This is a genomic window from Vibrio hepatarius, from assembly GCF_011806575.1.
GTDB classification, from domain to species: Bacteria; Pseudomonadota; Gammaproteobacteria; order Enterobacterales; family Vibrionaceae; genus Vibrio; species Vibrio hepatarius_A.
This window is the reverse complement of the sequence record NZ_JAATOO010000015.1, coordinates 51225-76779: the sequence shown is the minus strand read 5'-3', so window position 1 is coordinate 76779 and position 25555 is coordinate 51225. Positions and strand designations below refer to the sequence as shown.

Below are 25555 nucleotides of genomic sequence, written 5' to 3'. Positions count from 1 at the left end.
ATTGACTCAGATCAGGTGTGATTTTATTTATGCTTTATTTAACGCAAATACATGCCTCAGATAACATTTCTTTCTAAATGCAATTGCCGTGCTTCAGCGCTGGAACTATGGTGAGTGTATTGGTTTTATTAAGGATTTAACTATGAAGTACACTCCAGACCACATTGCAGAACTCAACTTACTTCTTCAATTCGATCTCAGTAGTGCGGCAACCGGAATCAAAGTTCACCAAGACGCTTCAGAAGATATGCAAACTGCAGTAAAAAGACTGTATGACAAAGGCTTGTGCACACTGCCAGACGGCGGCTACCTAACCGATGAAGGTATAGAAGTAGCGGAACACGCAGACAAGATATTACGTGTTTTAAACAGCTAATTAGCCCAAATATTTATCGACAACGCCAGCCATAACAAACGGCTGGCGTTTTTCGATTCACTTCCTTCCTCAACGCGAATTTTTTCTCAACCAACTGACTCCCTCGCAGGGTAATCTTTGATATGCTGGATGCAAGCAATGCGTTTTTCAGTCAGCGCCATACATAGACTCACACGTTTAATAAGGGATAGCCGTGAAAACAATCACTATTGTTGGTGGAGGATGGTTAGGTAGACCTCTCGCCCATTATCTAGAATCTATTGGTCATCACGTTTTTGTCAGTAAAACCACACCCGAAGGTGTCGAGCAACTCAAGCAAGAGCACCTAAACGCATTTCAGCTCGACCTCAGCGCAGGGGTTAGCCGAGTCACACAACAGATCTCTACTACTCAAGCCGACATCGTCATTGGCTGTTTTCCACCGGGCTTTCGTAAAGGCAACGGCGAAGAGTATGCTGACCATTGGAAAACGCTGGCCGACGCCTGCGTAAGCGCCAACGTCGGCCGAGTTGTCATGGTCAGCTCAACGACCGTCTACCCAAACATCGCCGAGGATATGGTCGAAGAGAAAGCCTCATTAGCGCTGGCTCAGACCCATGAAGACTTCTCAGACAATGCAAAAATAATGCTCAAGGCAGAGCAACACTTAATGGATTCAGGTCTGAAGTTTGCGATTGTTCGTTGCAGTGGCCTGGTAGGGCCGCATCGTCACCCTTCTCGCTTTGCTCCAAGGCTGAAACAAGTCAGCGACCTTGCCCCCGCCAACATGTTGCATCTGACTGATGCGATTGGCGCCGTCAGTTTCGTGGCTTTGCATGATAAAAACCTAGTGGTCAATGCCACGACACCGAACACAGTCAGCAAAACCGAGTTTTATCAAGCAGCACTGACGAATGCAGGTTCTAGTGAAGCACTCCCTCCGGTGGTTCACGTCGCAGATAAACGCATCGTCGCCGATGCCCTGCTCGCCCTCGGTTACAAGTTCCATCATCAACATACGCTTGAATTAACAGAAGGAACGTTGGAATGAAGCTGTACCAACATATAGAAAACCTTTGGGCTTACATGCAACTCGACCATCAGGTTGAGAAGTCGGATTGTATCTTTGTTCCGGGCAGTAACGATGTCAGAGTCGCGGAGCACGCTGCCAATCTATACTTGCAAGGATTAGCGGATAAAATCATTTTTTCTGGTGGTTTCGGACGGCTAACAGAAGGCGTATTTGAAAAAAGCGAAGCCGAGACGTTTGCCAATATAGCCAAAGACATGGGCGTAGTCAGCAAAGATATCATTATCGAAGATCAAGCGACCAATAGCGGTGAAAACGTTCTTTTTACAGCGGAGCTCGTCCGGCAACAAGGACTGGATTTGCGCTCTTTTATTTTGGTGCAGAAGCCATACATGGAAAGGCGCAGCTACGCTACGTTTGTCAAACAGTGGCCGCATCCGTACCAACACGTCGCTGTCACCTCAACCAAAACCGAATTCAGCCACTACTTTAACGACGATATTGACATCGATATGGTCGTTAGAGCCATGCTGGGCGACTTTGAACGCATCAAATCCTACCCTGAACTTGGATTCCAAATTGAGCAGGAAGTCCCGGCAAACGTAGAAGCGTCTTATCAGGCGATAAAAGCCGTCTTTGATTAGTTGTTTAGACAGCGGATACAAAAAAGCCAGAGCAGCAAGCTCTGGCTTTTGTTTATCTGATCAGATTAGTGAATCGCGGCTTCTTTTTCACTGAGGTATTTAAACTCTAGCTCGTCGCCTTTCAGCTCAACTATCACCGTGCCACCATCAATTAAAGAACCAAACAGCAGTTCGTTTGCCAGTGGTTTTTTCAGTTGATCCTGAATCACACGACTCATCGGACGCGCCCCCATCGCTTTGTCGTAACCTTTTAGTGCCAACCAATGACGAGCATCGTCAGACACTTCCAGAGATACGCCACGAGCGTCAAGTTGCGCTTGAAGCTCAACGATGAACTTATCGACTACTTGATGGATGACGTGTTCATCTAGGCTGTTGAACCAAATGATGTTGTCGAGGCGGTTGCGGAACTCAGGCGTAAATACTTTCTTAATTTCCGCCATCGCATCGTGGCTGTGATCTTGTTGGATCAGACCGATCGACTTCTTAACCGTTTCCTGAACACCAGCGTTGGTGGTCATTACGAGGATCACGTTTCTAAAGTCCGCTTTGCGACCGTTATTATCCGTAAGTGTACCGTTATCCATCACCTGCAGTAGTAGGTTAAAGATATCTGGGTGCGCTTTTTCGATCTCATCCAGCAGTACAACTGCGTGAGGATTTTTAATCACCGCATCGGTTAGTAGGCCACCTTGGTCATAACCAACGTAACCCGGAGGCGCACCAATCAAACGGCTTACCGAGTGACGTTCACCATACTCAGACATATCGAAACGCAATAGTTCAATGCCCAATAGCTTTGACAACTGAACCGTCACTTCCGTTTTACCTACCCCAGTTGGGCCAGCAAACAGGAATGAACCAACGGGTTTGTTATCCGCACCAAGACCAGCACGAGATAGTTTGATGGTTTCGCTCAACACATCGATAGCGTCATCCTGACCAAACACCAACATTTTCATCTTCTGATCAAGATTCTGCAGAATCTCTTTATCCGAAGAAGAGACTGATTTCTCAGGAATACGCGCCATTTTCGCTACCATCGCCTCGATGTCAGCGACACCCACCGTCTTCTTGCGTCGGCTAGCGGGTGCTAATCGGCTACGTGCGCCCGCTTCGTCAATTACGTCGATTGCTTTATCCGGCAAGTGACGCTCGTTGATGTACTTCGCAGACAACTCAACCGCGGCACGCAACGCCTTATTGGTGTAACGCACTTGGTGGTGAGCTTCGTATTTTGGTTTAAGACCCATCAGAATCTTAGTGGTGTCGTCCACTGATGGCTCAACAATATCGATTTTTTGGAAGCGGCGTGACAACGCACGCTCTTTCTCAAAGATGTTGCTGTATTCCTGATAAGTGGTTGAACCGATACAACGCAACTTGCCGCTACTCAGCAATGGCTTAATCAAGTTTGCCGCATCCACTTGTCCACCAGACGCCGCGCCAGCACCAATGATGGTGTGGATTTCGTCGATAAACAAAATCGCATCGTCTTCTTTTTCAAGCTGTTTCAAAATCGCTTTGAAACGTTTCTCGAAATCACCTCGGTATTTCGTACCCGCAAGTAGTGAGCCGATATCAAGTGAGTAGATCACACTGTTTTCGATGATCTCAGGGACTTGACCTTCAACGATTCTCCAAGCCAAACCTTCGGCGATGGCGGTTTTACCTACGCCAGCTTCACCGACAAGTAATGGGTTGTTCTTACGACGACGGCAAAGCACTTGAATCGTGCGTTCTAGCTCTTTCTCACGACCAATAAGCGGGTCAATCTGACCGTTTTTTGCTAGTTGGTTTAGGTTAGTCGCGAAACTTTCTAGGCGCTCATCAGAATTGGACTCTTCAACCGTGTCACCACCGAAAGAGTCGGATGAGCCCGGCTCGTCACCTTGGCTAGACGCCTTAGTGATGCCGTGTGAAATAAAGTTAACGATATCAAGACGACTTATGTCGTTCTTTTTCAATAAGTATGCGGCGTGCGACTCTTGCTCACTAAAAATCGCAACCAGTACGTTGGCGCCAGTGACTTCACTTCTGCCAGACGACTGCACGTGGAAAACCGCACGTTGCAGGACACGTTGGAAGCTTAACGTTGGTTGAGTTTCACGTGTCTCATCGTTCTCTGGGATAAGAGGTGTTGTTTGGTCGATAAAAATATCAAGCTCACCGCGCAGTGCATCAATGTCAGCCTGACATGCTTGCAGTGCCTCTCTCGCCGCATCATTTTCCAACAACGCTAGCAGGAGGTGCTCGACGGTCATAAATTCATGTCGTTTATCACGAGCGCGAGAAAATGCGCTGTTCAAACTCGACTCTAATTCTTTGTTCAGCATAAGGACCTCCTCAACAACAACTCAAATTGTACCGACAGATATTAAGCTTGCTCCATCGTACAAAGCAAAGGATGCTCATTCTCCCTGGAATACATAGTGACCTGAGCCACTTTGGTTTCCGCAACCTCCGCAGTAAATGTGCCACAGATTGCTTTACCTTCATAATGCACTTTAAGCATCACTTGCGCTGCTTTGTCTGCATCCATCGAGAAAAAACGTTCCAAGATTTCAATTACAAAGTCCATCGGGGTGTAATCATCGTTGTTCAAGACAACGTTATACATAGATGGTGGTTTTACTTTTGTTTTCTCTAACTCCAGCAGATCTGAATCTGGAGTGACCCATTCAAAATGCTTGCTCATGATCTAATAGTGTTGGTTTATGACTAGTTTTAATTTTACCACTTCAACGAGCAGAAGTTTTGAATTTAGCTCTGACATTCAGGGCAAATCGATAAGAAATTTTCTTTCCCCTTCATTAGAGACTAATCCAGCAATTGGAACGCTGCAAATAAAACATTCGTTCATCTGACTTATTAGGTATCTGATTGATTAAAAAAGAAACCGAAAACACCAGGTACCGACTGGAGTGGTGAATAAAAACACACACTTATAGTTAGAAAAATGTAAATCTCAAAAGTGATTTGTTTGTAAATATGTCGGGTCTTATACGTTTTTACTATTGACTGTGCTCAGTCATTGGCTAAATTGGTCAAATAGTGACTGAAAATTTGGCAGCGGCTGAATGGAAATTCACTTTTTGTTTACAAGGTACATAGTAAACGTTCAACAACATCAGTAACAAAATGCATGAGGGATGTATAGCATGGCTACAGGTACAGTAAAATGGTTTAACAATGCCAAAGGATTTGGTTTTATCTGTCCGGAAGGTGAAGATAGTGATGTGTTTGCTCACTACTCAACAATACAGATGGACGGCTATCGTACTCTGAAAGCAGGCCAACAAGTCAACTTTGAGGTGGAAGAAGGTCCAAAAGGTTATCACGCGAGCGTCGTGACTCCTGTGGAAGCTCAACCAGCTAAATGAACCGCTGCCAACTAATCAAGTAGAATGAGAATGTAAAAAAACCCGCCTTTCGGCGGGTTTCTTTTTTATCCGAGATTATCGATTGATAATCGCGTTCAATGTCGCGCTTGGACGCATCAGGTTTGATGCTTTCTCTGCATCTGGTGCGTAGTAACCACCTAAGTCACCCGCAACGCCTTGTGCGCCATTCAGCTCAGCAAGAATTTTCTCTTCGTTTGCCGCTAGTTGCTCAGCAATTGAAGCAAACTCTTCTGCCAACGCTTGATCTTCAGTTTGCGAAGCAAGTGCTTGTGCCCAGTACGTCGCTAAGTAGTAATGTGAACCACGGTTATCCAACTCGCCCACTTTACGTGAAGGCGATTTATTGTTGTCTAGGAACTCACCTGTCGCCTTGTCTAGTGCATCAGCCAGTATCTTCGCTCTCGCGTTGCCTGTAACTGTGCTTAGGTGCTCAAGAGACGCCGCCAATGCTAGGAACTCACCTAGAGAATCCCAACGTAGGTGGTTTTCTTTCTCAACCTGTTGAACGTGCTTAGGAGCAGAACCACCAGCACCAGTTTCAAACAGACCACCACCGTTCATTAACGGAACGATTGATAGCATTTTCGCTGATGTACCTAGCTCAAGGATTGGGAACAAGTCAGTTAGGTAGTCACGAAGAACGTTACCCGTTACTGAAATGGTATCTAGACCTTCTTTGATACGCTCTAGAGAGAACATACATGCTTCCAGTGGAGCAAGGATCTTGATATCCAGACCTGATGTATCGTGATCCGGTAGGTAAGCCTTCACCTTCTTGATTAGCTCTGCATCGTGTGCACGGTTTTCATCTAACCAGAATACCGCTGGTACACCAGTTGCGCGCGCACGTGTTACCGCCAGTTTCACCCAGTCTTGGATTGGCGCGTCTTTCACCTGACACATACGGAAGATGTCGCCAGCTTCCACTGCTTGCTCTAGTAGCACCGCACCTGATGCGTCAACAACACGTACTGTACCGGCTGCATCAAGGATGAATGTCTTGTCGTGTGAACCGTACTCTTCTGCTTTCTGAGCCATTAGGCCCACGTTTGGTACGCTACCCATAGTGGTTGGGTCAAATGCACCGTGTTCTTTACAGAAGTCGATTACCGCTTGGTAGATACCCGCGTAACAACGATCTGGGATCAACGCTTTCGTATCTTTCTGCTTACCATCCGGACCCCACATTTGACCAGAAGAACGCAGCATTGCTGGCATAGATGCGTCAACGATGATGTCGCTTGGTACGTGCAGGTTGGTGATGCCACGGTCAGAGTCAACCATTGCGAGTGGTGGCTGAGTTTCGTAAACCGCTTGAAGTGCCGCTTCGATTTCTGCTTTTTGTGCTTCAGGAAGCGCTTCAATCTTGCTGTAAACGTCGCCGATACCGTTGTTTACGTCGACGCCTAGCTTATCGAATAGCTCGCCGTATTTCGCAAACACATCTTTGTAGTAAACCTTAACCGCGTGACCAAAGATCACTGGGTCAGATACTTTCATCATTGTCGCTTTCATGTGCAGTGAAAGCAGAACGTCTTGTTCTTTCGCAGCAGCGATTTCTTTCTCGAAGAATTCAACCAATGCTTTTTTGTTCATCACTGACGAATCAATGATTTCTTTGTCTTGGATTGCGAATGGTGCTTTTAGCTCTTTCACACTGCCGTCTTGGCCAACGAACTCGATTTTAACCGTTGTTGCGCCATCAACGGTGTGCGATTTTTCGCTCCCGAAGAAGTCGTTGTTCAACATGCTTGAAACGTGAGACTTTGAGTCTTTTGACCACGCACCCATTGAGTGTGGGTTTTTCTTCGCGTAGTTCTTCACTGAAAGCGGCGCACGACGGTCTGAGTTACCTTCACGTAGTACTGGGTTTACCGCACTACCTTTGATCTTGTCGTAAGTCGCTTTGATCGCTTCTTCTTCGTATGTGCTTGGCTCTTCAGGGTAGTTTGGTAGGTTGAAGCCTTTCGCTTGCAGCTCTTTGATTGCTGCTTTTAGCTGAGGAATAGAAGCCGAAATATTTGGCAGTTTGATGATGTTTGCTTCAGGAGTTTTTGCTAAATCGCCTAGCTCAGCTAGTGCGTCACCCATACGTTGCTCTTCTGTTAGGTGCTCTGGGAAGTTAGCAAGAATACGTCCAGCAAGAGAGATATCACGCGTATCAACGTCAATACCTGATGAAGCAGTGAAAGACTGAATGATTGGAAGCAGCGAATATGTCGCTAGTGCAGGAGCTTCATCAGTAATGGTGTAAATGATTGTAGGTTTTTCTGTAGGCATGAAATTTCCCTATTGTTCTGACAAGGCCAGTCGGATGAACGGCTTTGTTATAGTGTGTCCGCCAACAAGTTGATAATACCTCCACCAGCCATGACGCGTTTGGTCAATGCTGTATGTAGTATGTGCCATCCCCTCACTTGTTTGCGATTGTTGTCTCTTCTGTTTTTTACTTACCTTCTCTCGAAAGCAAGATCCATGAGAACTAGTCTTTATAATTAAACAAAATCGGTAGAATAGTCTATTATCTTGTTCACCAATCCTGTTTTTGGGCGCGCACATAGTAGCCTAAATTCGGGCAAATCGAAACTTTCAAACACACTTCGTTTACATTTTTGCAAGGTAGTTAACATGTCACCAAGCTCACGCCGTGAGTCTCCAAAGTCTTCGCCGAATAAAGGCAAAAAGGGTTTTAAACGCCCTTCCTCGGTTCAAAATGACAAGAAATATACGTCCAGAAACCGTAAGAAGGTGTCGTCAAACAAGCCAAGAATCTCATCTGAGCAACGAAAAGTCATCGCTTTTAACAAGCCGTACGATACCTTGAGTCAGTTTACCGATGGTGACGGACGAAAAACACTGGCCGATTTTATTCCAGTCAAAGATGTGTACGCCGCTGGGCGATTAGACCGCGATAGCGAAGGGCTGATGATTTTGACCAACGACGGTATTTTGCAAGCAAAGTTGACCCAACCGAGTTCAAAATCACCCAAGACGTACTGGGTTCAAGTAGACGGCGCACCGAGCGAAGCGGATTTAGACAAGTTGCGCAAAGGGGTTGAGTTAAAAGATGGCATGACGTTGCCCGCACAAGTCGAAGTAATCGAAGAGCCGCAAGTGTGGGAAAGAACCCCTCCGGTTCGTTTTCGCGCCAATATCCCGACCACTTGGTTAGCCATTACCATCATCGAAGGTCGTAACCGCCAAGTGCGACGTATGACGGCAAATATCGGCTTCCCTACTCTGCGTTTGATTCGCTATTCAATGGGTGATGTCACTTTAGGAGACTTACAAACTGGAGAATGGCGAGAGATCCAGTTAAACCGTTAACAGCCACAATTTAAGCGCAATAAAAAACGCCACTTCGATTGAAGTGGCGTTTTGCTATTGAGTCGAACAAGATTCGCTGATTACTCTGCGTCTTTCTCTTTCGCTGCGGTCACTGCGATCGCTAGTTCTTCAAGCGCAGCAGGGTTTGCAAGGCTTGGAGCGTCTGTCAGTAGACAAGAAGCGGCAGTAGTTTTCGGGAACGCGATTACGTCACGGATGTTTTCCGTACCACATAGCAGCATAACCAAGCGGTCTAGACCGAATGCAAGACCTGCGTGTGGAGGCGTACCGAATTTCAGCGCGTCCAATAGGAAACCGAATTTTAAACGTTGCTCGTCTGCATCAATACCTAGAATATCGAATACCGCTGCCTGCATTTCTGCATTGTGGATACGTACAGAACCACCACCTACTTCGTAGCCGTTTAGCACCATATCGTAAGCATTTGAGTTCGCTGCCGCTGGGTTCGCTTTTAGCTCTTCCGCTGTCACTCCTAGAGGTGAAGTAAATGGGTGGTGCATCGCGTGTAGGTTGCCTTCGTCATCTTCTTCGAACATTGGGAAGTCAACAACCCATAACGGTGCCCATGCAGACTCGTCGGTTAGCTCTAGGTCTTTACCTAGTTTCAAACGTAGCGCACCCATTGCTTCTGCAACGATGCCCGCTTTATCAGCGCCAAATAGGATGATGTCGCCAGATTCTGCTTGAGTGCGGTCAAGAATACCGTTGATCACGTCTTCGTTAAGGAACTTAGCAACTGGAGATTGGATACCTTCCATGCCTGCAGCGCGGTCGTTAACCTTCATCCACGCTAGGCCTTTCGCGCCGTAGATACCAACAAATTCACCGTAACCGTCGATCTGCTTACGAGTCAGAGATGCACCGCCTGGTACGCGGATAACCGCAACGCGGCCTTTCTCGTCATTCGCAGGGCCAGAGAACACTTTAAACTCAACGTCTTTTACTAGGTCTGCAACGTCTACTAGCTCTAGTGGGTTACGTAGGTCTGGTTTGTCAGACCCGAAACGACGGATTGCTTCGCTAAATGGCATCACTGGGAACTGACCTAGATCTACGTTTAATAGCTCTTGCCACATATCACGAACCATGTTCTCAGTCACTTCACGCACTTGATCAGCCGTCATGAATGACGTTTCGATATCGATCTGTGTGAATTCTGGCTGACGGTCAGCACGCAAGTCTTCATCGCGGAAACACTTCACGATTTGGTAGTAACGGTCAAAACCAGACATCATTAGCAGCTGTTTGAATAGCTGTGGAGACTGAGGAAGCGCATAGAAGCTACCTTTGTGAACACGGCTTGGTACTAGGTAGTCACGAGCACCTTCTGGTGTCGCTTTCGTCAGTACTGGCGTTTCGATATCAAGGAAACCGTTGTCATCTAGGAAACGACGTACAAAACTTGACGCTTTAGCACGTAGCTTGATGCGGTCACTCATTTCTGGGCGACGCAAGTCTAGGTAACGGTACTTCAGACGCTGCTCTTCAGAGTTCTTCTGGTTGAAGTCTAGCGGCAGAACGTCAGAACGGTTAATGATTTCAAGACCTTTCGCAAGGATCTCAACTTCACCTGTTGCCATGTCTTTGTTTACTTGGCTTTCAGGACGAACGCGCACTTCACCCGTTAGTTTGATACAGAATTCATTACGAAGTGTGTTAGCCACTTCATACGCATCCGCCATATCTGGATCTACAACTACCTGAACGATGCCTTCACGATCTCGCATATCGATAAAAATAAGACCGCCTAAATCACGGCGACGGTTAACCCAGCCGCAAAGTTCTACAGTTTGTCCTGCAAGGGACTTGTTCAGGTGACCACAGTAATGGGTACGCATAATGAAATTCCCAATCTCTATAAATTTGTTGATTACTATCTATCAATGATAACGTCACAGATAGAGCAAAGTTCCATTTATACGCTGAAAGTACTTTTAGATCGACTATTCAACGTACAATTAATTGCGATTTATCTTCTATTGATGCTTTTTACACCAACAAAGGCGCAAAACTGCATCAATATTAAAAAATTGGCGCTGATTATAGCCCTATAAAGGGTGATTCGGCAAAACTCTCATACAAGAATATGAATAGAAGGTTATGGACGGTTTACCCTTACGACTTGGCCTGACCATGTGGTCGCATAACAACTGGCAACAGAGCTTTTACGGCAGTGGAACCAAACCAGCTGAAAGGCTAGAAAAGTACGCGCAGGTGTTTCATACCGTAGAAGGCAACACCACCTTCTACGCGACGCCAAGTATAACCACCGTTCAGAATTGGAAATCTGCGACAACTGATGATTTTCGCTTCACCTTCAAACTGCCCAAAGCCATCACCCACCAGCAGATGCTCAAAGGCAGCCAAGCGCAGTTGAAAGAGTTTATGCAGGTAATGGCGCCGCTGCATGATCGCATCGGACAATGGACCATTCAGTTGCCAGCCGCTTTCGGCCCCGAGCACCTTGATGCGCTCAAACAGTTTTGTGCCCTGTTTCCACCAAGTTTTCCCATTGGTGTGGAGGTTCGTCATCCAGCGTTCTTTGCGAAAGGCGACGCAGAACGAGCACTCAATCAATGGCTGATAGAGTGTGGCTACGATCGAATCATTATGGACAGTCGCCCGGTGTTCGCAGCAAAACCCGATAACGAAGCGATCATCGATGCGCAGATGAAAAAACCCAAAGTTCCGGTTCATGCGATTGCGACCGCTTCTCACCCGATGATTCGTTTTATTGGCCACCCGCTCGAACAGCAAAACTACGACTTTTTCACCCCTTGGTTGAGTAAGTTGCCGCAATGGATAACCGAAGGTAAGCAGCCATACGTGATGATTCATACCGCCGATAATATCGTCGCCCCAGAGCTGGCAGCGAATCTGTACAAAATGCTACAAAAAAACGTGGCGTTACCCGATTTAGCACCTTTTCCTGCCAACGATGGCAACTCCCAGTTACAGATGTTCTGAGGCAATCTAAAGCAATACATGACAGAGACGCGAATTTCTCATAAAATACGCGCCTTTTTAAAGCCTGCCGAACGCAGTTGCCCTTTGGTAAGAGAACGAGTTATGAACCCTAAAAGCAATCCAGACACCATTTTTTCGGCGCCAATCGATAAAATTGGCGACTTCACGTTTGATGAACGTGTCGCGGAAGTGTTTCCGGACATGATTCAACGTTCAGTACCGGGTTACAGCAACATCATCTCTGCAATTGGCATGCTGGCAGAACGATTTGTAAAGCCTCATAGCAACGTTTACGACTTAGGTTGTTCACTTGGCGCTGCAACACTTTCGATGCGTCGCCATATTCAGCAAGAAGGCTGCAAGATCATCGCGGTAGATAACTCGTCAGCGATGGTCGAGCGCTGCAAACTGCACGTGAACGCTTACCGTAGCGATACTCCGGTGGAAGTTGTCGAAGCAGACATCCGCGATATCGAGATCGAAAATGCATCAGTGGTGGTTCTCAACTTCACTTTGCAATTCTTATCTCCAGAAGATCGTTACAGCTTACTGGAAAAAATCTACGCGGGTTTACGTCCGGGCGGTATTTTGATTCTGTCTGAAAAGTTCGTGTTTGAAGACCCTGTTTCAAACGAGCTACTGATTGACCTGCACCACGATTTTAAACGTGCAAATGGCTACAGCGAGTTAGAGATCAGCCAAAAACGCAGTGCGATTGAAAACGTAATGCGTCCAAATTCAAAGCGAGAACACAAAGAACGTTTCGCCAAAATTGGCTTTAGCAGCTACGACGTTTGGTTCCAGTGCTTTAACTTTGGCTCAATGTTTGCGATTAAGTAATCGCGCAAACCACTAATTTTAGCGGTGAGTGCTCACCCCCTAGAAGCACTGATCGTCGACGATTTTTCTAGGGAATACAACCATAGGCACCAGGTTCGGATTTCATGTTTAATTTCGCTAACTTCTACCAACTGATCGCTCAAGATACACGTCTACAACCGTGGCTCAACACCCTGCCTCAGCAACTGACTGACTGGCAAAACGCGGAGCACGGTGATTTTGGGCGTTGGTTAAAAGCGCTAAACAAAATCCCAGAGGGTCAACCTGACCACATCGATATCACTGAGTCGGTGACGGTTTCAAACCACGAGCCGATGCCTACAGGCGAGTTAAAAAAGCTGGAGAACCTGCTGCGTACTTTCCACCCGTGGCGCAAAGGTCCATATAACATTCACGGTATCCATATCGATACGGAATGGCGCAGTGACTGGAAATGGGACCGCGTATTGCCACACATTTCTCCGCTCAAGAACCGCAGCGTGCTTGATGTGGGTTGCGGGAACGGCTACCACATGTGGCGTATGCTGGGTGCTGGCGCGCGTTTGTGTGTCGGTATCGACCCGTCTCATTTATTCTTAATCCAGTTTGAGGCGATCCGTAAGTTGATGGGTGGCGACCAACGTGCGCACCTTCTACCACTAGGTATCGAGCAACTGCCTAAACTCGAAGCGTTTGATACCGTATTCAGTATGGGCGTGCTTTATCACCGTCGCTCACCACTTGACCATTTGATTCAGTTAAAAGACCAGCTTGTCTCTGGTGGTGAGTTAGTGCTTGAGACTCTTGTCATTGAGGGGGATGAGACTTCGGTGCTTGTCCCTGTTGACCGCTATGCGCAAATGCGCAACGTTTACTTCTTCCCTTCAGCCAAAGCACTTAAAGTATGGCTAGAGCAAGTCGGCTTTATTGACGTACGTATCGTTGATGAGAATGTGACCTCAACAGATGAACAGCGTACCACCGACTGGATGACGCACAACTCTTTACCTGACTACTTAGATCCAAACGATCCGAGTAAAACCGTTGAAGGCCACCCGGCCCCACGCCGCGCGGTGTTGGTGGCAACTAAGCCATAGACAAATTCTCACTTCAACTTGACGAATTGACAGGGCGTTAACTCATAACGATTTGTTTACGTTTAGTCTCGTAGCACATGCTTTGTTGGTAAAATGAGGGTACAATATAACCCTCATTTTATTGTGTATTATCTACAATCCTCACTATTTGAGACCTTCGCACTCTTTGGAAGTTGTGAGTGATTACGTATATACGCTAAACTCCTTATTTATAACAACTTAAACATTCTTAGGTTTATCAATGCTGACCAGATTGACTCCAATAGTAGCCTTAGCAGTTCTGTCCGGCTGCTCTTTGACCAAAGGCGAGCAGTATCACAACGAAACACTCGCATCTATTCAGGCTTCTGAAACGAACGTATCGACTAAGCTTGAAAACTTGTCGCTTCAGCTTAGTAACCAAACGGACTACATCGAGTCACTAGAAAAGAAAATTGCGGTTCTGGACAGAGAGATGATTCGTCTTAAGAAAGACGTTGTCGCAGAAGTTCGCAAAAAAAATGCACCAGTTGTTATCCCTGCTCCAACACCAGAGCCACCGACGCCGACCCATAACATTGTTCTTGGCGAAGTTGAAAAAGTGACCATCGATACCATCAAACAAGCTTTTGATGCGCGCGTAGATACAGGCGCAGCGACGTCGTCTCTCAATGCTATCGACATCGAAGAGTTTGAACGCAATGGCAACAACTGGGTGAGATTCCACTTGTCTGACGGTGACACGCCACCAACAGAAGATAATTGGATTGAAGCGCCGGTTATACGTTACGTAAAAATCCGCCAGTCGACTAACGAAGATGTAGAACGCAGAGCCGTTGTCGAGCTTTGGGTTGAGCTAGGAAAGATCCACGAGAAAGCCCAGTTCACGTTAGCGGATCGATCTCAAATGAGCCACCCTGTGCTACTAGGCCGTGAGTTTATGCGAGATATCGCCGTGGTTGATGTAAGCAAGAAGTACATCCAAACACCACCGTCAAAAAGCAAAAAATAAAAGCCAGTAAGGTAAAATAATGACGTCTAAAGTTCCTTTTTATATTTCAGTTGTGCTACTTATTCTCGCGGGTATCGCACTGAGTCTATTCCGTCACCAAAGCTATGGTGTGCCATGGACTCCGGGCGAAACTCGTCAGGTATGGGACATCGAAGCTCGCATCGAATTTAACGCGCAAGGCTCGCCAGTTAAAGCATCGCTTGCCGCACCACACACACAAAACGGTTTTACCCTAGTTGGCGAATCATCATCGTCCCCTGGCTATGGCGTTTCATACGTCAACACTGAAACGGGTCGTCGTGCAGAGTGGTCCATTCGTCATGCTGTTGGCGCACAAACCATCTACTACAAGGCACAATTCCTTGTCGACCCTCAAGCGAAAGTGGAAGCGATTCCACCAAGCGGCGATATCGTCAAGCCAACCTTTGATGGTCCAACTGAAGCAGCCGTCGCAGCATTGATTGCGGTTGCAAACCAACGCTCAGCAGATGATGTCACTTTTGCTCGCGAGCTGGTTAAAGCCATTAATGACAGCGAAAGCCAAAACGCCTCCCTTATCCTCAATAACATGAGCAAGGTCGAGGCGATCGACAAGCTTCTCGCATACGCTCAAGTGCCAGGTAAAATCGTCGGTGTGATTGAATTGGAAGACGGCCGCCGCCGTCAAACAATCCAACACATGAACCAAGTTTGGAATGGCAGCAAATGGGTACTGTTTAACCCAGAAAGTGCACAGCAAGTCATTGCTGAAAACATTCTAGTTTGGGATGAGTCAAACATTTCCCTGCTTGACCTGATGGGTGGTCAAAACAGCCAAGTTCACTTCTCGATGATCGCGCTAGAGGTCACGCCTCAACAAGCGACCGACGACAAAGTACAAGCTGACGGCCTGATTAACTTCTCTATTCACAGCTTACCTCTTGAAGAGCAAGCGATGTTTAAGACCATCATGCTGATCCCAATCGGTGCGCTGATTGTCGTGTTCCTGCGCGTGATCATAGGTTTAAAAACATCGGGCACATTCATGCCTGTGCTTATCGCCGTAGCGTTTGTTCAAACCCAACTACTAACTGGTATTCTCGGCTTCTTGCTGATTGTCGGTACGGGTCTGGTGATACGAAGTTACTTGTCACGACTGAATTTACTGCTCGTCGCGCGGATTTCGGCGGTGATCATCACGGTGATTATGATCATCTCGGTGTTTACTGTTGTCGCATTCAAGATCGGTCTGACTGAAGGTCTGTCGATTACCTTCTTCCCGATGATCATCTTGTCATGGACAATCGAACGTATGTCGATTCTGTGGGAAGAAGAAGGCGCTAAAGAAGTGGTTCTACAAGGTGGTGGTTCGCTGTTAACTGCGGTACTGGTTTACCTTGCAATGACCAACCCATACATTCAGCACCTGACATTTAACTTCATTGGTCTACAACTGATTGTATTAGCAGGCATCCTGCTACTAGGTACTTACACAGGTTACCGTTTGACTGAGCTACGTCGCTTCAAACCACTAGCGGAGGACTAAACGATGCTATCACGTTTAACTTCGCGCTTTACGACCCCGGGCAAACTTCGCCATAAAGGGATCATGGGAATGAATCAACGTAACCACAGTTACATTGGTCGCTACAATGATCGCTCGAAGTACCCGTTGGTGGACGATAAGCTAAAAACCAAGATCATCGCGGAAGCAGCAGGCGCAACCGTGCCAAAGCTAATCGGCGTGATCCGTAACCAAGCCGACGTGCGCTCGATTCACGATATCGTCAAAGACTGGCCTGGGTTCGTGATCAAACCTGCGCAAGGCAGTGGCGGTAAAGGCATTCTGGTAATTACTTCGCACAAAGATGGCGTGTATACCAAACCATCAGGTTCAACGATTGGTAAAGAAGACGTTGAACGCCACATCAGTAACGCACTAGCAGGTTTGTTTTCGCTGGGTGGCAAGAATGACGTCGCAGTAGTCGAAAACTTGATTAAGTTCGATGACTGCTTCGAAGGCTTCAGTTACGAAGGTGTGCCTGATGTGCGTATTATCGTCTTCAAAGGCTACCCGGTAATGGCGATGATGCGTTGCTCAACTGCGGCGTCTGACGGCAAAGCGAACTTGCACCAAGGTGCGGTTGGCGTTGGACTCGATATTGCGACGGGTAGAGCGATTCGCGCGGTACAGTTTGACCAACCGATCACCCATCATCCAGATACAGGTAAAGACCTAGCAACGTTACAAGTTCCACATTGGGAGCGTTTGTTGGTGCTTGCGTCTAGCGCGTGGGAAATGACTGGCCTTGGTTACATGGGCACAGACATGGTATTGGATAAAGAAGAAGGTCCAATGGTACTTGAGCTTAACGCTCGCCCAGGACTGGCTATCCAAATCGCTAATGGTGCGGGCTTGTTGCCAAGGCTTCAACATATCGAAACGCTTGGTATGCCTGCCAATTATCCGACTCCGGAGCAACGCGTGGCCTACTCTGCTAAGCAGTTTGGCGCAAAAGCCTTGTTCTAAGATACTGACTGACGATTAAGCCCTGCTTGACCAAGCGGGGCTTTTTTATACCCAATACAATCATCGGCTTAAAGCACAGATACAAAAAAGCCCAGCATCGAGCTGGGCTTTGCGTATTGGCGTAAGATTAGAGTTCTTCAACCAACTCTTGGATCTCGCTCTTCGGCTTGTCTGGTTGACCAAAGCCACGCAGACCCACAACGTGTACGTGTTCGTGGTCTTTAAACACTTTACGTACCAGTTTATAAGTCGTGCCTTTTTCAGGACTGATGTTCTCTGGCGCCGCAATAAGCAATTGCATATCCAAACGGTCACACAGTTCAAACAGTGTCGAGATCGATTTCGCATCCAGACGCGCTGCTTCATCAAGGAACAGTAGACGACAAGGAACGATATCTTTGCTACGCAGACGTCGAGATTCTTCTTCCCAACTCTGAACGACCATCAATAGAATTGACTGACCCGTACCGATCGCCTCACCCGTTGATAGTGCGCCAGATTCCGCTTGCAACCAGCCATCCGAACCACGGTTTACTTCAACACTCAATTCTAGGTAGTTACGGTAATCCAGCAGTTCCTCACCCAATACCTGTGGAGAACGTTGTCCCATGTCGATATGCGGGTTAACGCGTTGGAACAGTTTCGCCATTGCTTCAGAGAAGGTGTAGCGCGAGGTTTCAAACAGGTCTTTGTGCTGCTCTTGCTGCGACGCTAGACCGTTGAGCAAAATCTCATGGCTTTCACGGATCTTAACGTTCAGGCGTACACCTTTCACCTGACCAAACGAAATGTTCGACAAACCTTGGTTAAGCATACGAATGCGGTTTTGCTCACGCTGAATGGTCTTCTTAATGATGCTTGCAACCGACTCTGAACTGATCGCCAAGCGATTTTCACGCTGGGTTAATTCTTCCGTCAGACGTGCAAGTTCCACTTCCATTTCTTCGATGGCTTCCACCGGATCATCGGTGCGGATGATGTCTTGGCGAATGCGCTCACGCAGATGCTGGTAGACCGCAATGTAGAACAAGACTTTACGTTCTGGACGCGCGTTGTCTTCAGACAGACGCAGCGCATCACGCAGGTCTTCGTTGTCGGCAACGGCAAGACGCAGCGCACCCAACGATTTATCCGACATCGAACGCAGCTCATCCGCCGACATGTACGCCAACTCACGCTTGTGAAGACGACGCTCCACGTCATTTTCACGCGCCAAGCGCAGTACTGAGCACCAACCCGCTTTTGCTGCGACAACAAAGGTACGCAGCTCAGCGTACTCTTTCTGCACTTTCTTCAGACGTTTCGCCAGACCTTTCATCTCAAGCTCTGTCGAAGTGATGGTACGTTCGTACTCACTCTTACGGCTACGAGAGCTATGTAGGCGTTCTTGCAACTCATCACGACGACGCATCGCTCGTTCTTCTGCGCCTTCGTCTGCGTTAACACCAAACTCTTGCAGCTCTTGTTTGAACTCTTGAACCGTCTCTAGTTTCGCTTGGTGCGAACTCTTCAGCGATGCCAATACTTGGTTGTATTGGTTCATCTGAGCTTGAGATTGCTTGAGTTCTTCACGCGTACGAGTACGGGCTTGCTCTGCTTGAACCAGTTTCGCTTTAAGCTGCTCGCTCAGTTCACTGCTTTGGTTTAGCAGATCAACCGAGTCTGAGTACGCGAAGTAATGACGGCGTTCAACCAGATCAGACAAGGCGAAGATCTGTTTCTTCAACACTTGCAGTTGCTGATCAGCCGCTTGGTATTCCGCTTCCAGTGCATCAAATTCCTCTGGATCCGCTTCCAACGCTGAAGATATTGTCTCCAGTTCAAGCAACGCCTTACCGTGGTTGTTAAGGAATGCCTTCGCTTCTGAAAGCTGCGCGATCTTCTCTTCAAGCTCGTCAAAACGACCTTGCAAAGTGTCGTCTTCAACCAGCGCCATATGCGGTGCTAATTTATCTAGCGACGCCAGCGCTTGCTTACTGGTTTGCAATTGTGAACGTTGCTGCTGCTCTTTTGCATCAAGATCGGCCAGTAAGCGCACAACTTGGTTACGCTTTTCGCGTAAGCCCATCAATGCCTGTTCTGGATCAGATTCGAACGCAACCTGAATGTGGTTAGCAACAAAGTGGTTGAATGCTTGGTACAAACGCTGCTGCTTTTGAGAATCAAAGGCCGCTTTAGCGTGCTTCTCAACCACTTCATCGCGCTCGGCACGCAGCAATTCTAAGCGCTGTTCACGCGCTGCACGGCCAAACAATGGAATTTCAGGTAAACGTGAGTAGCGCATCTGGCGGTCGTTCATGCGAACGCAAACCGCACCTTCCAGCTCTTCTGCATCAAATGAACTATCATCGAATGCGTCGACATCGCCTTCGATGATGTAGAGGTCTTCCGGACAATCGTCGAGTTCGACTAGCTTTTCTTCGATGCCCGATAGGTCAGACACGACAATCGCGTGACGAGCAGGACCATACATCGCACTGAAGTATGGTGCATCATCAATCGTGATATCGTCGTAGATCTCAGACAGCAGAACGCCGCCAAGCGTATCAGCCAGACCTTTTAAACGCGGATCGTTGGAACCGCCCGGAGAGGCTAAACGCTCGATTTCACTTTCTAGTTGCGCTCGGCGCTCAGCTAATTTGTCTTTCGCCAGAGATTGTTGTTTCTCTTGCTCAAGCACCACTTGCATGTGGCTCATTACCGATTGGCTGTCTTCTAGCTCGGCACCACTTTGCTCACGCAGTTTTTCTAGCGCGTCATGCGCGGCAATCCAAGTCGGGGCAATCGCCTCTTGTTTGCGGATTTCGGCACTTGCGTCTTGTTCTAGGCGACGCTGTTCGCTGCGCTGTTCACGCAGCTCTTCTTGCGCCATTTCCAGCGATTCAATTTGCATCGCATGACGTTCACGTTCCTGCTCAAACGCAATTTCATCAGTCAGCTCAACATGATGCTGTTTACGGTAGCTTTCTACTAACTCGCGAGCCTGACGTTGCTGATTTAAACTACGCTCTAAATCACGATGCTGAGCACGCCATTGTTGCTCATTCTGTGTGGTATGTTTTGCGTCGCGTGCTTGTTGCAACGCTTCTTTCGCCTCGCTTGCCGCTTGGTTGCGCTCAACCTGCCCTTTGATGCTTTGAACAAGTTTCAGTGCGGTATCAAACTGCTGCGCTGCTGCTGACGACATATCCAACTTGTGCTTCACCGACAGCAAGGTATTGGTGCTTTCGGTTTCTTTAAGCTTAAGCTCAGACACTAACGCTTGCGCGGTTTCTTCCGTCAGACTGTCGTCTTCAAGGAGCTGTTTTGCTTTCTCTAACGCTTGAACTGCCTGTTGATATTGCAGCGCACGAGTCTGTTGCACGTCCAGCGCTTGTTGGTAGTCGGCTAACTGAGTCTTCAAGCTATCCACTTCTTCTTCAGAAATGGTCGCTTGTTCTTCAGCCATCAGAACGCGCTCTTGCGCTTCTTCAACCACCATCATTTGCTCTTCAAGACGCTCGCTCAACTCTTCAAGATCTTCTTCGTAGCGAGCGATCTTCTCTTGCTGACGCAAAGCATTTTGCACCAGCTGCAAGTGGTCAGAAGCCGCTTGATAGTCCTGCTCGAGCGCAGACTCAGAGTCCACCAGCAGTTCAAGCTCTTCTTGGACGCGGTTCAGCAGGTTGTTTTGTTCAACCAGTGTTTCGCGCGAGTTGAACAACTCTGAACGCAGAGCCAGTGTTTGTTCTAGCTTGTTACGACGGTCATTGGCATGGCGCATATAGTCTGCAGCCACGTAGTTGGTCGATTCGGTAATCAGGTGCTTGAACAGGTCGCGGTCAGCCTGAGTGGTTTTGATCGCTTCCAGCGTCATGCGGTTTTCACGCAGCGCCGATTCCATATCTTGGAACGCTTTCTTAACGCCGCCGTTTTGTGGCAACAGGTAATCGCGTAGCGAGCGCGTGATCGCACTAGAAATACCACCGTAAAGCGACGCTTCGATCAGGCGGTAGAACTTCGAGCGGTCGCTAGAGTTACGCAGTTTCTTAGGCACGACACCAAACTCAAACATTTGCGCGTGGTAGTCGACGATCGATGAGAAGGCTTTGAATTGCACACCTTCGTATTGCACGATTGCGTCTTTCACTTCGTTGATTTGACGCACGCGAGCCTGAGTTGCAGAAACGCTTTCGATCAATATGTCCGTTGGTTTGACGTGACTAGGCAGACCTTGGATCACAAACGGTTTGATATCAACTTTCTTATCGCGTCCCGCGACTTGCTGCAGCTTCACTGCAAACAGTAAACGCTGGTTACGGGAGTTCACCACATCCAACGCAGCGTAACACGCGCCTGGTTGTAACTTACCGTAGAGACCTTTATCGCGAGACGACTGGCTGCTGCCCGCTTCAGTGGTGTTACGGAAGTGCAGTAGGGTTTGGTCTGGGATCAAAGCGGTGATGAAAGCCGCCATTGTGGTCGACTTACCCGCACCGTTACCACCAGACAGAGTTGTAACTAAACCATCAATATCAAAGGTACGTGCAAAGAAGCCGTTCCAGTTCACCATGGTCAGCGATTGATATTTACCACGTTCAATCATGCTTCACCTTCTTCAAATGTTTCTTCTTGCTCGTTGTCGTCGCTTGCCTCTTCTTCAGCAAGCAAACTGCCTTGGCTTGGCTCTTTGGTATGTACTACCGCTTCACCGTCGCGGATCAGACGCAGCTGCGCTTCACGCATATCATCACCCACACGTACGTCTGCACCGAAGCGGAACACCGATTCGCTGATGCTGAATTTTCCAGTTTCACCGATATTGATGATCATACCGAGACGACGCAGGCGACGTAATGAAGTACGTACTTTTTCAAACAACTTTTCTTTGTCTAAATCAGAGCCATTGGCGCGGTTGGTGACCAGCTTCATCAGCTTTTTCTCATCCGCTAATTGCAGTAGCTCTTCGTACAGCTCTTGGTTGGTGAAGATACCTTCGTGAGCCAGACGCTCAGGGCTAAGGTAAAGGAAACACAACACTTTACCTACCAGCATGTCCAGTTCAGAGAGTACGCTGCGGCCAATCAATGAAGTTGAACGTGGGCGAAGATAGAAGAAACCTTCCGGCGCTTTCACTAGCTCAGTGTTGTAGCGTTGGTAGAACGAAGACAGTTCGACTTCAAAGTCAGACAACAGTGCGTGGTTGTCCAAGTCTTCGCTAGAAATATGACGCCCTGCACGCAGCATGCTATCTAGCGCTGGGAACAGAGGGTTCGAAATTGCTTTCACCAGATTCTCTGGCATGTATTCATTAGTATCGGTCGATGACATTTGCTTGTACCTTTGCCCCAAAATCGTTGATCGCTTGCCAGTCTGGCTGAATTGCTTGGTAATCAGATTCCGAATAACCTAAGCGAACCGCTTGATCGACAACAATACGGGCTAAATCAAAGTGATGAGTGCGAGGATGCTGAGCTAGATAGTCGCGCAGTACCACACCGAGATCGATGGCACTGCCCTGCTCTTTATGCACTTTGAGCATCTCGCCAATGCGCTCTGACAGCTCATCATTGACTTGTTGAAACTCTTCGTATTCCACTTCCATCGGTACTTGACCCGTGACTTCATCGTCACGCAGTACCAGCGCTTCATCACGAAGGTCGGTGAGCCTTTCCGCATCTGCATAAGTCAGATACCAAGGCATATCAAAGTAATCTTTGAAGGATTGACGCAAGCGCGTACTGAAGGCACGGTTTTTATCCATATCGATTGCGGTACGGATAAACTTATGCACGTGGCGGTCATAGCCGATCCACAGGTCAATCGCTTGCTGACCCCAACTGGTGATGCGGTCAAGCTTCATTTGCAGACCAAACAACGCTTCCTCGATAAATTCCAGCTCATCGTCTCCGTAGACGATCTCTTGGATATCAAGGATTTGCGTTTGCAACTCATCACTCGCCGCTTGTAAGGTATCTTGCAGCTCACGCAGCGTGGTGGAGGTTTCAGACAGCAAAGCTTCACAGTTATTGATCGCTTCGCGCCAGTCTTTATTCAGCAGCTCAGCAATTTGCAGCTTCACTGACTGTTGCTGTTCGTCCATCACGCGTTGGTTGAGGTCAATTTGATCGAAGATTTCCCCTACTGAGTACTTCAGTACCCCATAGACGTTTTTCTTCCAGTGGCCCGGAGTGCCACCTTTCTGCGCAGCTTCAATCGCTTTTGCCATTTCATCGGCAACCATTGAAAGCTGGATAGAAAGACGGAGTTTAGAAAATTCACGATGGCGAACGTAGTAATCGGTAATGCCGATTGCCAGCGGTGACAAACGGTAAATACTTGCACCATCATTCACTTCACTGGTGAAACGACTGATCAGTCGCTGTTTCACCATTTCGTTGATGGCATTGTTCGCACGGAAAGCCGAAGCTTCACCGGTGTCTTCAAATAGCCGAGTGACGATGGTAAATGCATCATGCAGTTCACCTTCACCCAATTCCTCATCAAACCTTTCGTTGCTTAATACTGCAATTGCGATTAGAAAAGCCAATCGTTCAGTCGTCAGGTTCAATGAGAAATCGTGCTGCTTCACCCAGCTAACCAATTCGTCAATTGGTTGCTCTGCAGCATTGAGAGTCATCTCACTCATTGTTATTCCTGTTTCTCTTTCTTTTTTGCCCATACGTGTATGTATCGGCCTAATGAGAGGTATGGCTCTTGTCGACAAAGTTGTTTTTCGAGTGCCAACACATCTTCATATTGGTAGTCGCCGGTGTATTGCATATTCCCAATGTAATCACTAAAACAGCGGATACCTGATTTACCACAGATTTCAAATCCCGCGTCTTCTATCCATTGGTAGACGTCTTCAGGTTTTAAGCCTTTCTGTGGCTGTAATTTAAATCTCTTGCGGTGAGGCATACCATCCAAAATATGAGGAATATTGCCGCACACCACGTTTTTGTAGACCAGCCCATGATGGTTGTAGAACATAATTGAAGCGGCGCCGCCCGGTTTCACTTGTTCTAATACTGTTGCTAAAGCGGACTTGGGATCAGCCAACCACTCCATCACCGCGTGAAACATCACGACATCAACTGGTCGTTCTAGGTGTCGTTCAATGTCTTGGACGGGTGAATGAATCAAGCGATACTGCTCAAGCAAGCCATTTTTTTCAATATCCTGCTTTGCTAGTTGCAACATTTCCGAAGATAGATCACATAAAGATATGTGGTGTCCGAGCTTGGCAAGCTTTTGTGACATTTGTGCTAAGCCGCCACCGGCGTCTAATATTTCAAGGGCTCGGCTGTCGCCGTCAACAGCGGTCAATAGTTGTTCTAAATCTTCCCAAACAATGACTTGGCGAATCTCGCCTTTATCCGAGCCATATATGTTTTTTACAAATTTGTGGGCAATATCGTCGAAATTGCGGTCTTCAGTCACAGCAGCTTAGGGTATTATGTCTAATCGTGCTGCTATTCTGTCACAAGAAAGGCAGGAATAAAGAGGGTTTCTCTTAAAAAATAATCAACTGATGTTTTTTCGGACTATTTAGTATGTTTGAGCTGAAAAAAATGATCTCATCACTCCTCATGCCACTGCCAGCGATGCTGATCATCGGCATGATTGGGTTGATGCTTATCATGTTCACAAGAAATCAGAAGACCGGCTGTTTTATTGTTCTTTTCTCGTTTGTAGGTATTTTCCTTATCTCGTTCCAGCCAGTTTCATCGCGTCTCCTGATGCCTCTAGAACGTCAACATTCGGCGTTTCTCCCAGTCGACCAGCCTATCGATTATGTGATGGTGTTAGGCGGTGGACACGTTGTCGACGATGACATTCCACCCACTTCAGAATTAAGTCGAACTGGATTGATGCGTTTAGCTGAAGGGATTCGCATTATGCGTATTTACCCTGGCTCTAAACTGATCCTGTCTGGTTATGCTGGCGGTGCAGAAGTCAGCAATGCCAGAATGATGGCCAATGTGGCCTTAGCCCTAGGCGTTTCTAAGTCTGATATCGTGTTATTGGAAACGGCAAAAGACACGTGGGAAGAAGCGCGCCAAGCCGCTGCATTTGTGATGCGCAAAAATCTGGTATTGGTGACCTCGGCAAGCCACATGAAGCGTGCGCTGCATGAGTTTCAGTCTGCGGGCCTCAACCCCTACCCCGCACCGACTAACTTCCTTGCGCAGCGGAACGTCACTCAGCCTTGGGTGAAATACACGCCTAAAGCCGTGTACCTCGAGCAAACCGAACGTTATTGGCATGAGACTCTTGGCTCTATTTGGCAACGCCTGCGTAACTGGGCATCCAATACCGATACCGCGGCGACTCAATCGTAATCAAAAAAAATACCGAGGCCTAAACCTCGGTATTTTTTTATCTTGTCGTCAGTACGATTGACTCAAC

General features: G+C 47.6%; 20 protein-coding genes. 12 read left to right on the top strand and 8 right to left on the bottom strand.

From position 1 onward, the window contains the following. The first annotated feature begins 142 nt into the window (after positions 1-142). The 3 genes from HCZ42_RS13330 to HCZ42_RS13320 all read left to right on the top strand — a co-directional run bounded on the left by HCZ42_RS13330 (position 143) and on the right by HCZ42_RS13320 (position 2029). On the top strand, positions 143-376 hold the full coding sequence (locus HCZ42_RS13330) for a TIGR02647 family protein (protein WP_167421160.1): 234 nt from the start codon (positions 143-145) through the stop codon (positions 374-376). Positions 377-569: 193 nt separating this feature from the next. Then, entirely contained in the window at positions 570-1406 is an 837-nt protein-coding gene (locus HCZ42_RS13325; protein WP_167421159.1) for an NAD-dependent epimerase/dehydratase family protein, read from the top strand. After that, on the top strand, positions 1403-2029 hold the full coding sequence (locus tag HCZ42_RS13320; protein ID WP_167421158.1) for a YdcF family protein: 627 nt from the start codon (positions 1403-1405) through the stop codon (positions 2027-2029). The genes HCZ42_RS13325 and HCZ42_RS13320 overlap by 4 nt, the downstream gene beginning before the upstream one ends. Positions 2030-2094: 65 nt before the next feature. Here HCZ42_RS13320 and clpA read toward each other — a convergent pair whose 3' ends face one another. Together clpA and clpS are read right to left on the bottom strand one after the other, a co-directional pair. Then, positions 2095-4365 carry an ATP-dependent Clp protease ATP-binding subunit ClpA gene (gene clpA, locus HCZ42_RS13315; RefSeq protein ID WP_167421157.1) on the bottom strand — a complete coding sequence of 757 codons (2271 nt, stop codon included), beginning with the start codon at positions 4363-4365 and terminating at the stop codon, positions 2095-2097. Positions 4366-4406: 41 nt separating this feature from the next. Beyond that, positions 4407-4727, bottom strand: coding sequence for an ATP-dependent Clp protease adapter ClpS (clpS, locus tag HCZ42_RS13310; RefSeq protein WP_053410810.1), 321 nt, complete (start codon positions 4725-4727; stop codon positions 4407-4409). 463 nt (positions 4728-5190) lie between these two features. On the opposite strand from clpS, the gene cspD reads away from it, so the two are divergent. Further along, entirely contained in the window at positions 5191-5412 is a 222-nt protein-coding gene (gene cspD / locus HCZ42_RS13305; RefSeq protein ID WP_167421156.1) for a cold shock domain-containing protein CspD, read from the top strand. A 75-nt stretch (positions 5413-5487) separates the two neighbouring features. Here cspD and HCZ42_RS13300 read toward each other — a convergent pair whose 3' ends face one another. Then, positions 5488-7713 carry an NADP-dependent isocitrate dehydrogenase gene (locus HCZ42_RS13300; protein ID WP_167421155.1) on the bottom strand — a complete coding sequence of 742 codons (2226 nt, stop codon included), beginning with the start codon at positions 7711-7713 and terminating at the stop codon, positions 5488-5490. Between the two features lie 348 nt (positions 7714-8061). On the opposite strand from HCZ42_RS13300, the gene HCZ42_RS13295 reads away from it, so the two are divergent. Then, a complete protein-coding gene (locus tag HCZ42_RS13295; RefSeq protein WP_167421154.1) occupies positions 8062-8760 on the top strand; it encodes a pseudouridine synthase in 699 nt (232 codons plus the stop codon). A gap of 80 nt (positions 8761-8840) precedes the next feature. Here the strand turns inward: HCZ42_RS13295 and aspS are convergent, their stop codons facing one another. After that, positions 8841-10619 (bottom strand): aspartate--tRNA ligase, encoded by a 1779-nt coding sequence (gene aspS / locus HCZ42_RS13290; protein WP_167421153.1) that lies wholly within the window; start codon positions 10617-10619, stop codon positions 8841-8843. Between the two features lie 262 nt (positions 10620-10881). Between aspS and HCZ42_RS13285 the strand changes: the two genes are divergently transcribed. The 6 genes from HCZ42_RS13285 to HCZ42_RS13260 all read left to right on the top strand — a co-directional run bounded on the left by HCZ42_RS13285 (position 10882) and on the right by HCZ42_RS13260 (position 17164). Further along, positions 10882-11748: a DUF72 domain-containing protein gene (locus tag HCZ42_RS13285; RefSeq protein ID WP_167421152.1), complete on the top strand. Its 867-nt coding sequence runs from the start codon at positions 10882-10884 to the stop codon at positions 11746-11748. Positions 11749-11850: 102 nt separating this feature from the next. After that, positions 11851-12588, top strand: a complete 738-nt coding sequence (gene cmoA / locus HCZ42_RS13280) for a carboxy-S-adenosyl-L-methionine synthase CmoA (protein WP_167421151.1) — start codon at positions 11851-11853, stop codon at positions 12586-12588. Positions 12589-12692: 104 nt separating this feature from the next. Next, positions 12693-13664, top strand: coding sequence for a tRNA 5-methoxyuridine(34)/uridine 5-oxyacetic acid(34) synthase CmoB (cmoB, locus tag HCZ42_RS13275; protein WP_167421150.1), 972 nt, complete (start codon positions 12693-12695; stop codon positions 13662-13664). 241 nt (positions 13665-13905) lie between these two features. Further along, positions 13906-14655: an ATP-dependent zinc protease family protein gene (locus HCZ42_RS13270; protein ID WP_167421149.1), complete on the top strand. Its 750-nt coding sequence runs from the start codon at positions 13906-13908 to the stop codon at positions 14653-14655. A 19-nt stretch (positions 14656-14674) separates the two neighbouring features. Next, positions 14675-16180: an inactive transglutaminase family protein gene (locus HCZ42_RS13265; RefSeq protein ID WP_167421148.1), complete on the top strand. Its 1506-nt coding sequence runs from the start codon at positions 14675-14677 to the stop codon at positions 16178-16180. Positions 16181-16183: 3 nt separating this feature from the next. Next, the gene (locus HCZ42_RS13260) at positions 16184-17164 is read left to right on the top strand and encodes an alpha-L-glutamate ligase-like protein (protein WP_167421147.1); all 981 of its coding nucleotides are present in this window, start codon (positions 16184-16186) and stop codon (positions 17162-17164) included. A 127-nt stretch (positions 17165-17291) separates the two neighbouring features. Here HCZ42_RS13260 and mukB read toward each other — a convergent pair whose 3' ends face one another. The 4 genes from mukB to cmoM are packed head-to-tail and all read right to left on the bottom strand — an operon-like array spanning position 17292 to position 24586. Continuing rightward, the gene (gene mukB / locus HCZ42_RS13255) at positions 17292-21749 is read right to left on the bottom strand and encodes a chromosome partition protein MukB (RefSeq protein ID WP_167421146.1); all 4458 of its coding nucleotides are present in this window, start codon (positions 21747-21749) and stop codon (positions 17292-17294) included. Further along, positions 21746-22474: a chromosome partition protein MukE gene (mukE, locus tag HCZ42_RS13250; RefSeq protein ID WP_167421145.1), complete on the bottom strand. Its 729-nt coding sequence runs from the start codon at positions 22472-22474 to the stop codon at positions 21746-21748. The genes mukB and mukE overlap by 4 nt, the downstream gene beginning before the upstream one ends. Further along, positions 22455-23792 (bottom strand): chromosome partition protein MukF, encoded by a 1338-nt coding sequence (mukF, locus tag HCZ42_RS13245; RefSeq protein WP_053410797.1) that lies wholly within the window; start codon positions 23790-23792, stop codon positions 22455-22457. Before mukF ends, mukE begins: the two co-directional genes overlap by 20 nt. Positions 23793-23794: 2 nt before the next feature. Further along, a complete protein-coding gene (cmoM, locus tag HCZ42_RS13240; protein ID WP_167421144.1) occupies positions 23795-24586 on the bottom strand; it encodes a tRNA uridine 5-oxyacetic acid(34) methyltransferase CmoM in 792 nt (263 codons plus the stop codon). A gap of 113 nt (positions 24587-24699) precedes the next feature. Between cmoM and elyC the strand changes: the two genes are divergently transcribed. Beyond that, positions 24700-25488 (top strand): envelope biogenesis factor ElyC, encoded by a 789-nt coding sequence (gene elyC, locus HCZ42_RS13235; protein WP_167421143.1) that lies wholly within the window; start codon positions 24700-24702, stop codon positions 25486-25488. The last annotated feature ends 67 nt before the right edge of the window (positions 25489-25555 follow it).

Bases quoted from the DNA above. Each gene is read 5' to 3' on its own strand.
- HCZ42_RS13330 (WP_167421160.1), top strand. From the start codon at position 143: ATGAAGTACACTCCAGACCACATTGCAGAACTCAACTTACTTCTTCAA.
- HCZ42_RS13320 (WP_167421158.1), top strand. From the start codon at position 1,403: ATGAAGCTGTACCAACATATAGAAAACCTTTGGGCTTACATGCAACTC.
- clpA (WP_167421157.1), bottom strand. From the start codon at position 4,365: ATGCTGAACAAAGAATTAGAGTCGAGTTTGAACAGCGCATTTTCTCGC.
- clpS (WP_053410810.1), bottom strand. From the start codon at position 4,727: ATGAGCAAGCATTTTGAATGGGTCACTCCAGATTCAGATCTGCTGGAG.
- cspD (WP_167421156.1), top strand. From the start codon at position 5,191: ATGGCTACAGGTACAGTAAAATGGTTTAACAATGCCAAAGGATTTGGT.
- HCZ42_RS13300 (WP_167421155.1), bottom strand. From the start codon at position 7,713: ATGCCTACAGAAAAACCTACAATCATTTACACCATTACTGATGAAGCT.
- HCZ42_RS13295 (WP_167421154.1), top strand. From the start codon at position 8,062: ATGTCACCAAGCTCACGCCGTGAGTCTCCAAAGTCTTCGCCGAATAAA.
- aspS (WP_167421153.1), bottom strand. From the start codon at position 10,619: ATGCGTACCCATTACTGTGGTCACCTGAACAAGTCCCTTGCAGGACAA.
- HCZ42_RS13285 (WP_167421152.1), top strand. From the start codon at position 10,882: ATGGACGGTTTACCCTTACGACTTGGCCTGACCATGTGGTCGCATAAC.
- cmoA (WP_167421151.1), top strand. From the start codon at position 11,851: ATGAACCCTAAAAGCAATCCAGACACCATTTTTTCGGCGCCAATCGAT.
- cmoB (WP_167421150.1), top strand. From the start codon at position 12,693: ATGTTTAATTTCGCTAACTTCTACCAACTGATCGCTCAAGATACACGT.
- HCZ42_RS13270 (WP_167421149.1), top strand. From the start codon at position 13,906: ATGCTGACCAGATTGACTCCAATAGTAGCCTTAGCAGTTCTGTCCGGC.
- HCZ42_RS13265 (WP_167421148.1), top strand. From the start codon at position 14,675: ATGACGTCTAAAGTTCCTTTTTATATTTCAGTTGTGCTACTTATTCTC.
- HCZ42_RS13260 (WP_167421147.1), top strand. From the start codon at position 16,184: ATGCTATCACGTTTAACTTCGCGCTTTACGACCCCGGGCAAACTTCGC.
- mukB (WP_167421146.1), bottom strand. From the start codon at position 21,749: ATGATTGAACGTGGTAAATATCAATCGCTGACCATGGTGAACTGGAAC.
- mukE (WP_167421145.1), bottom strand. From the start codon at position 22,474: ATGTCATCGACCGATACTAATGAATACATGCCAGAGAATCTGGTGAAA.
- mukF (WP_053410797.1), bottom strand. From the start codon at position 23,792: ATGAGTGAGATGACTCTCAATGCTGCAGAGCAACCAATTGACGAATTG.
- elyC (WP_167421143.1), top strand. From the start codon at position 24,700: ATGTTTGAGCTGAAAAAAATGATCTCATCACTCCTCATGCCACTGCCA.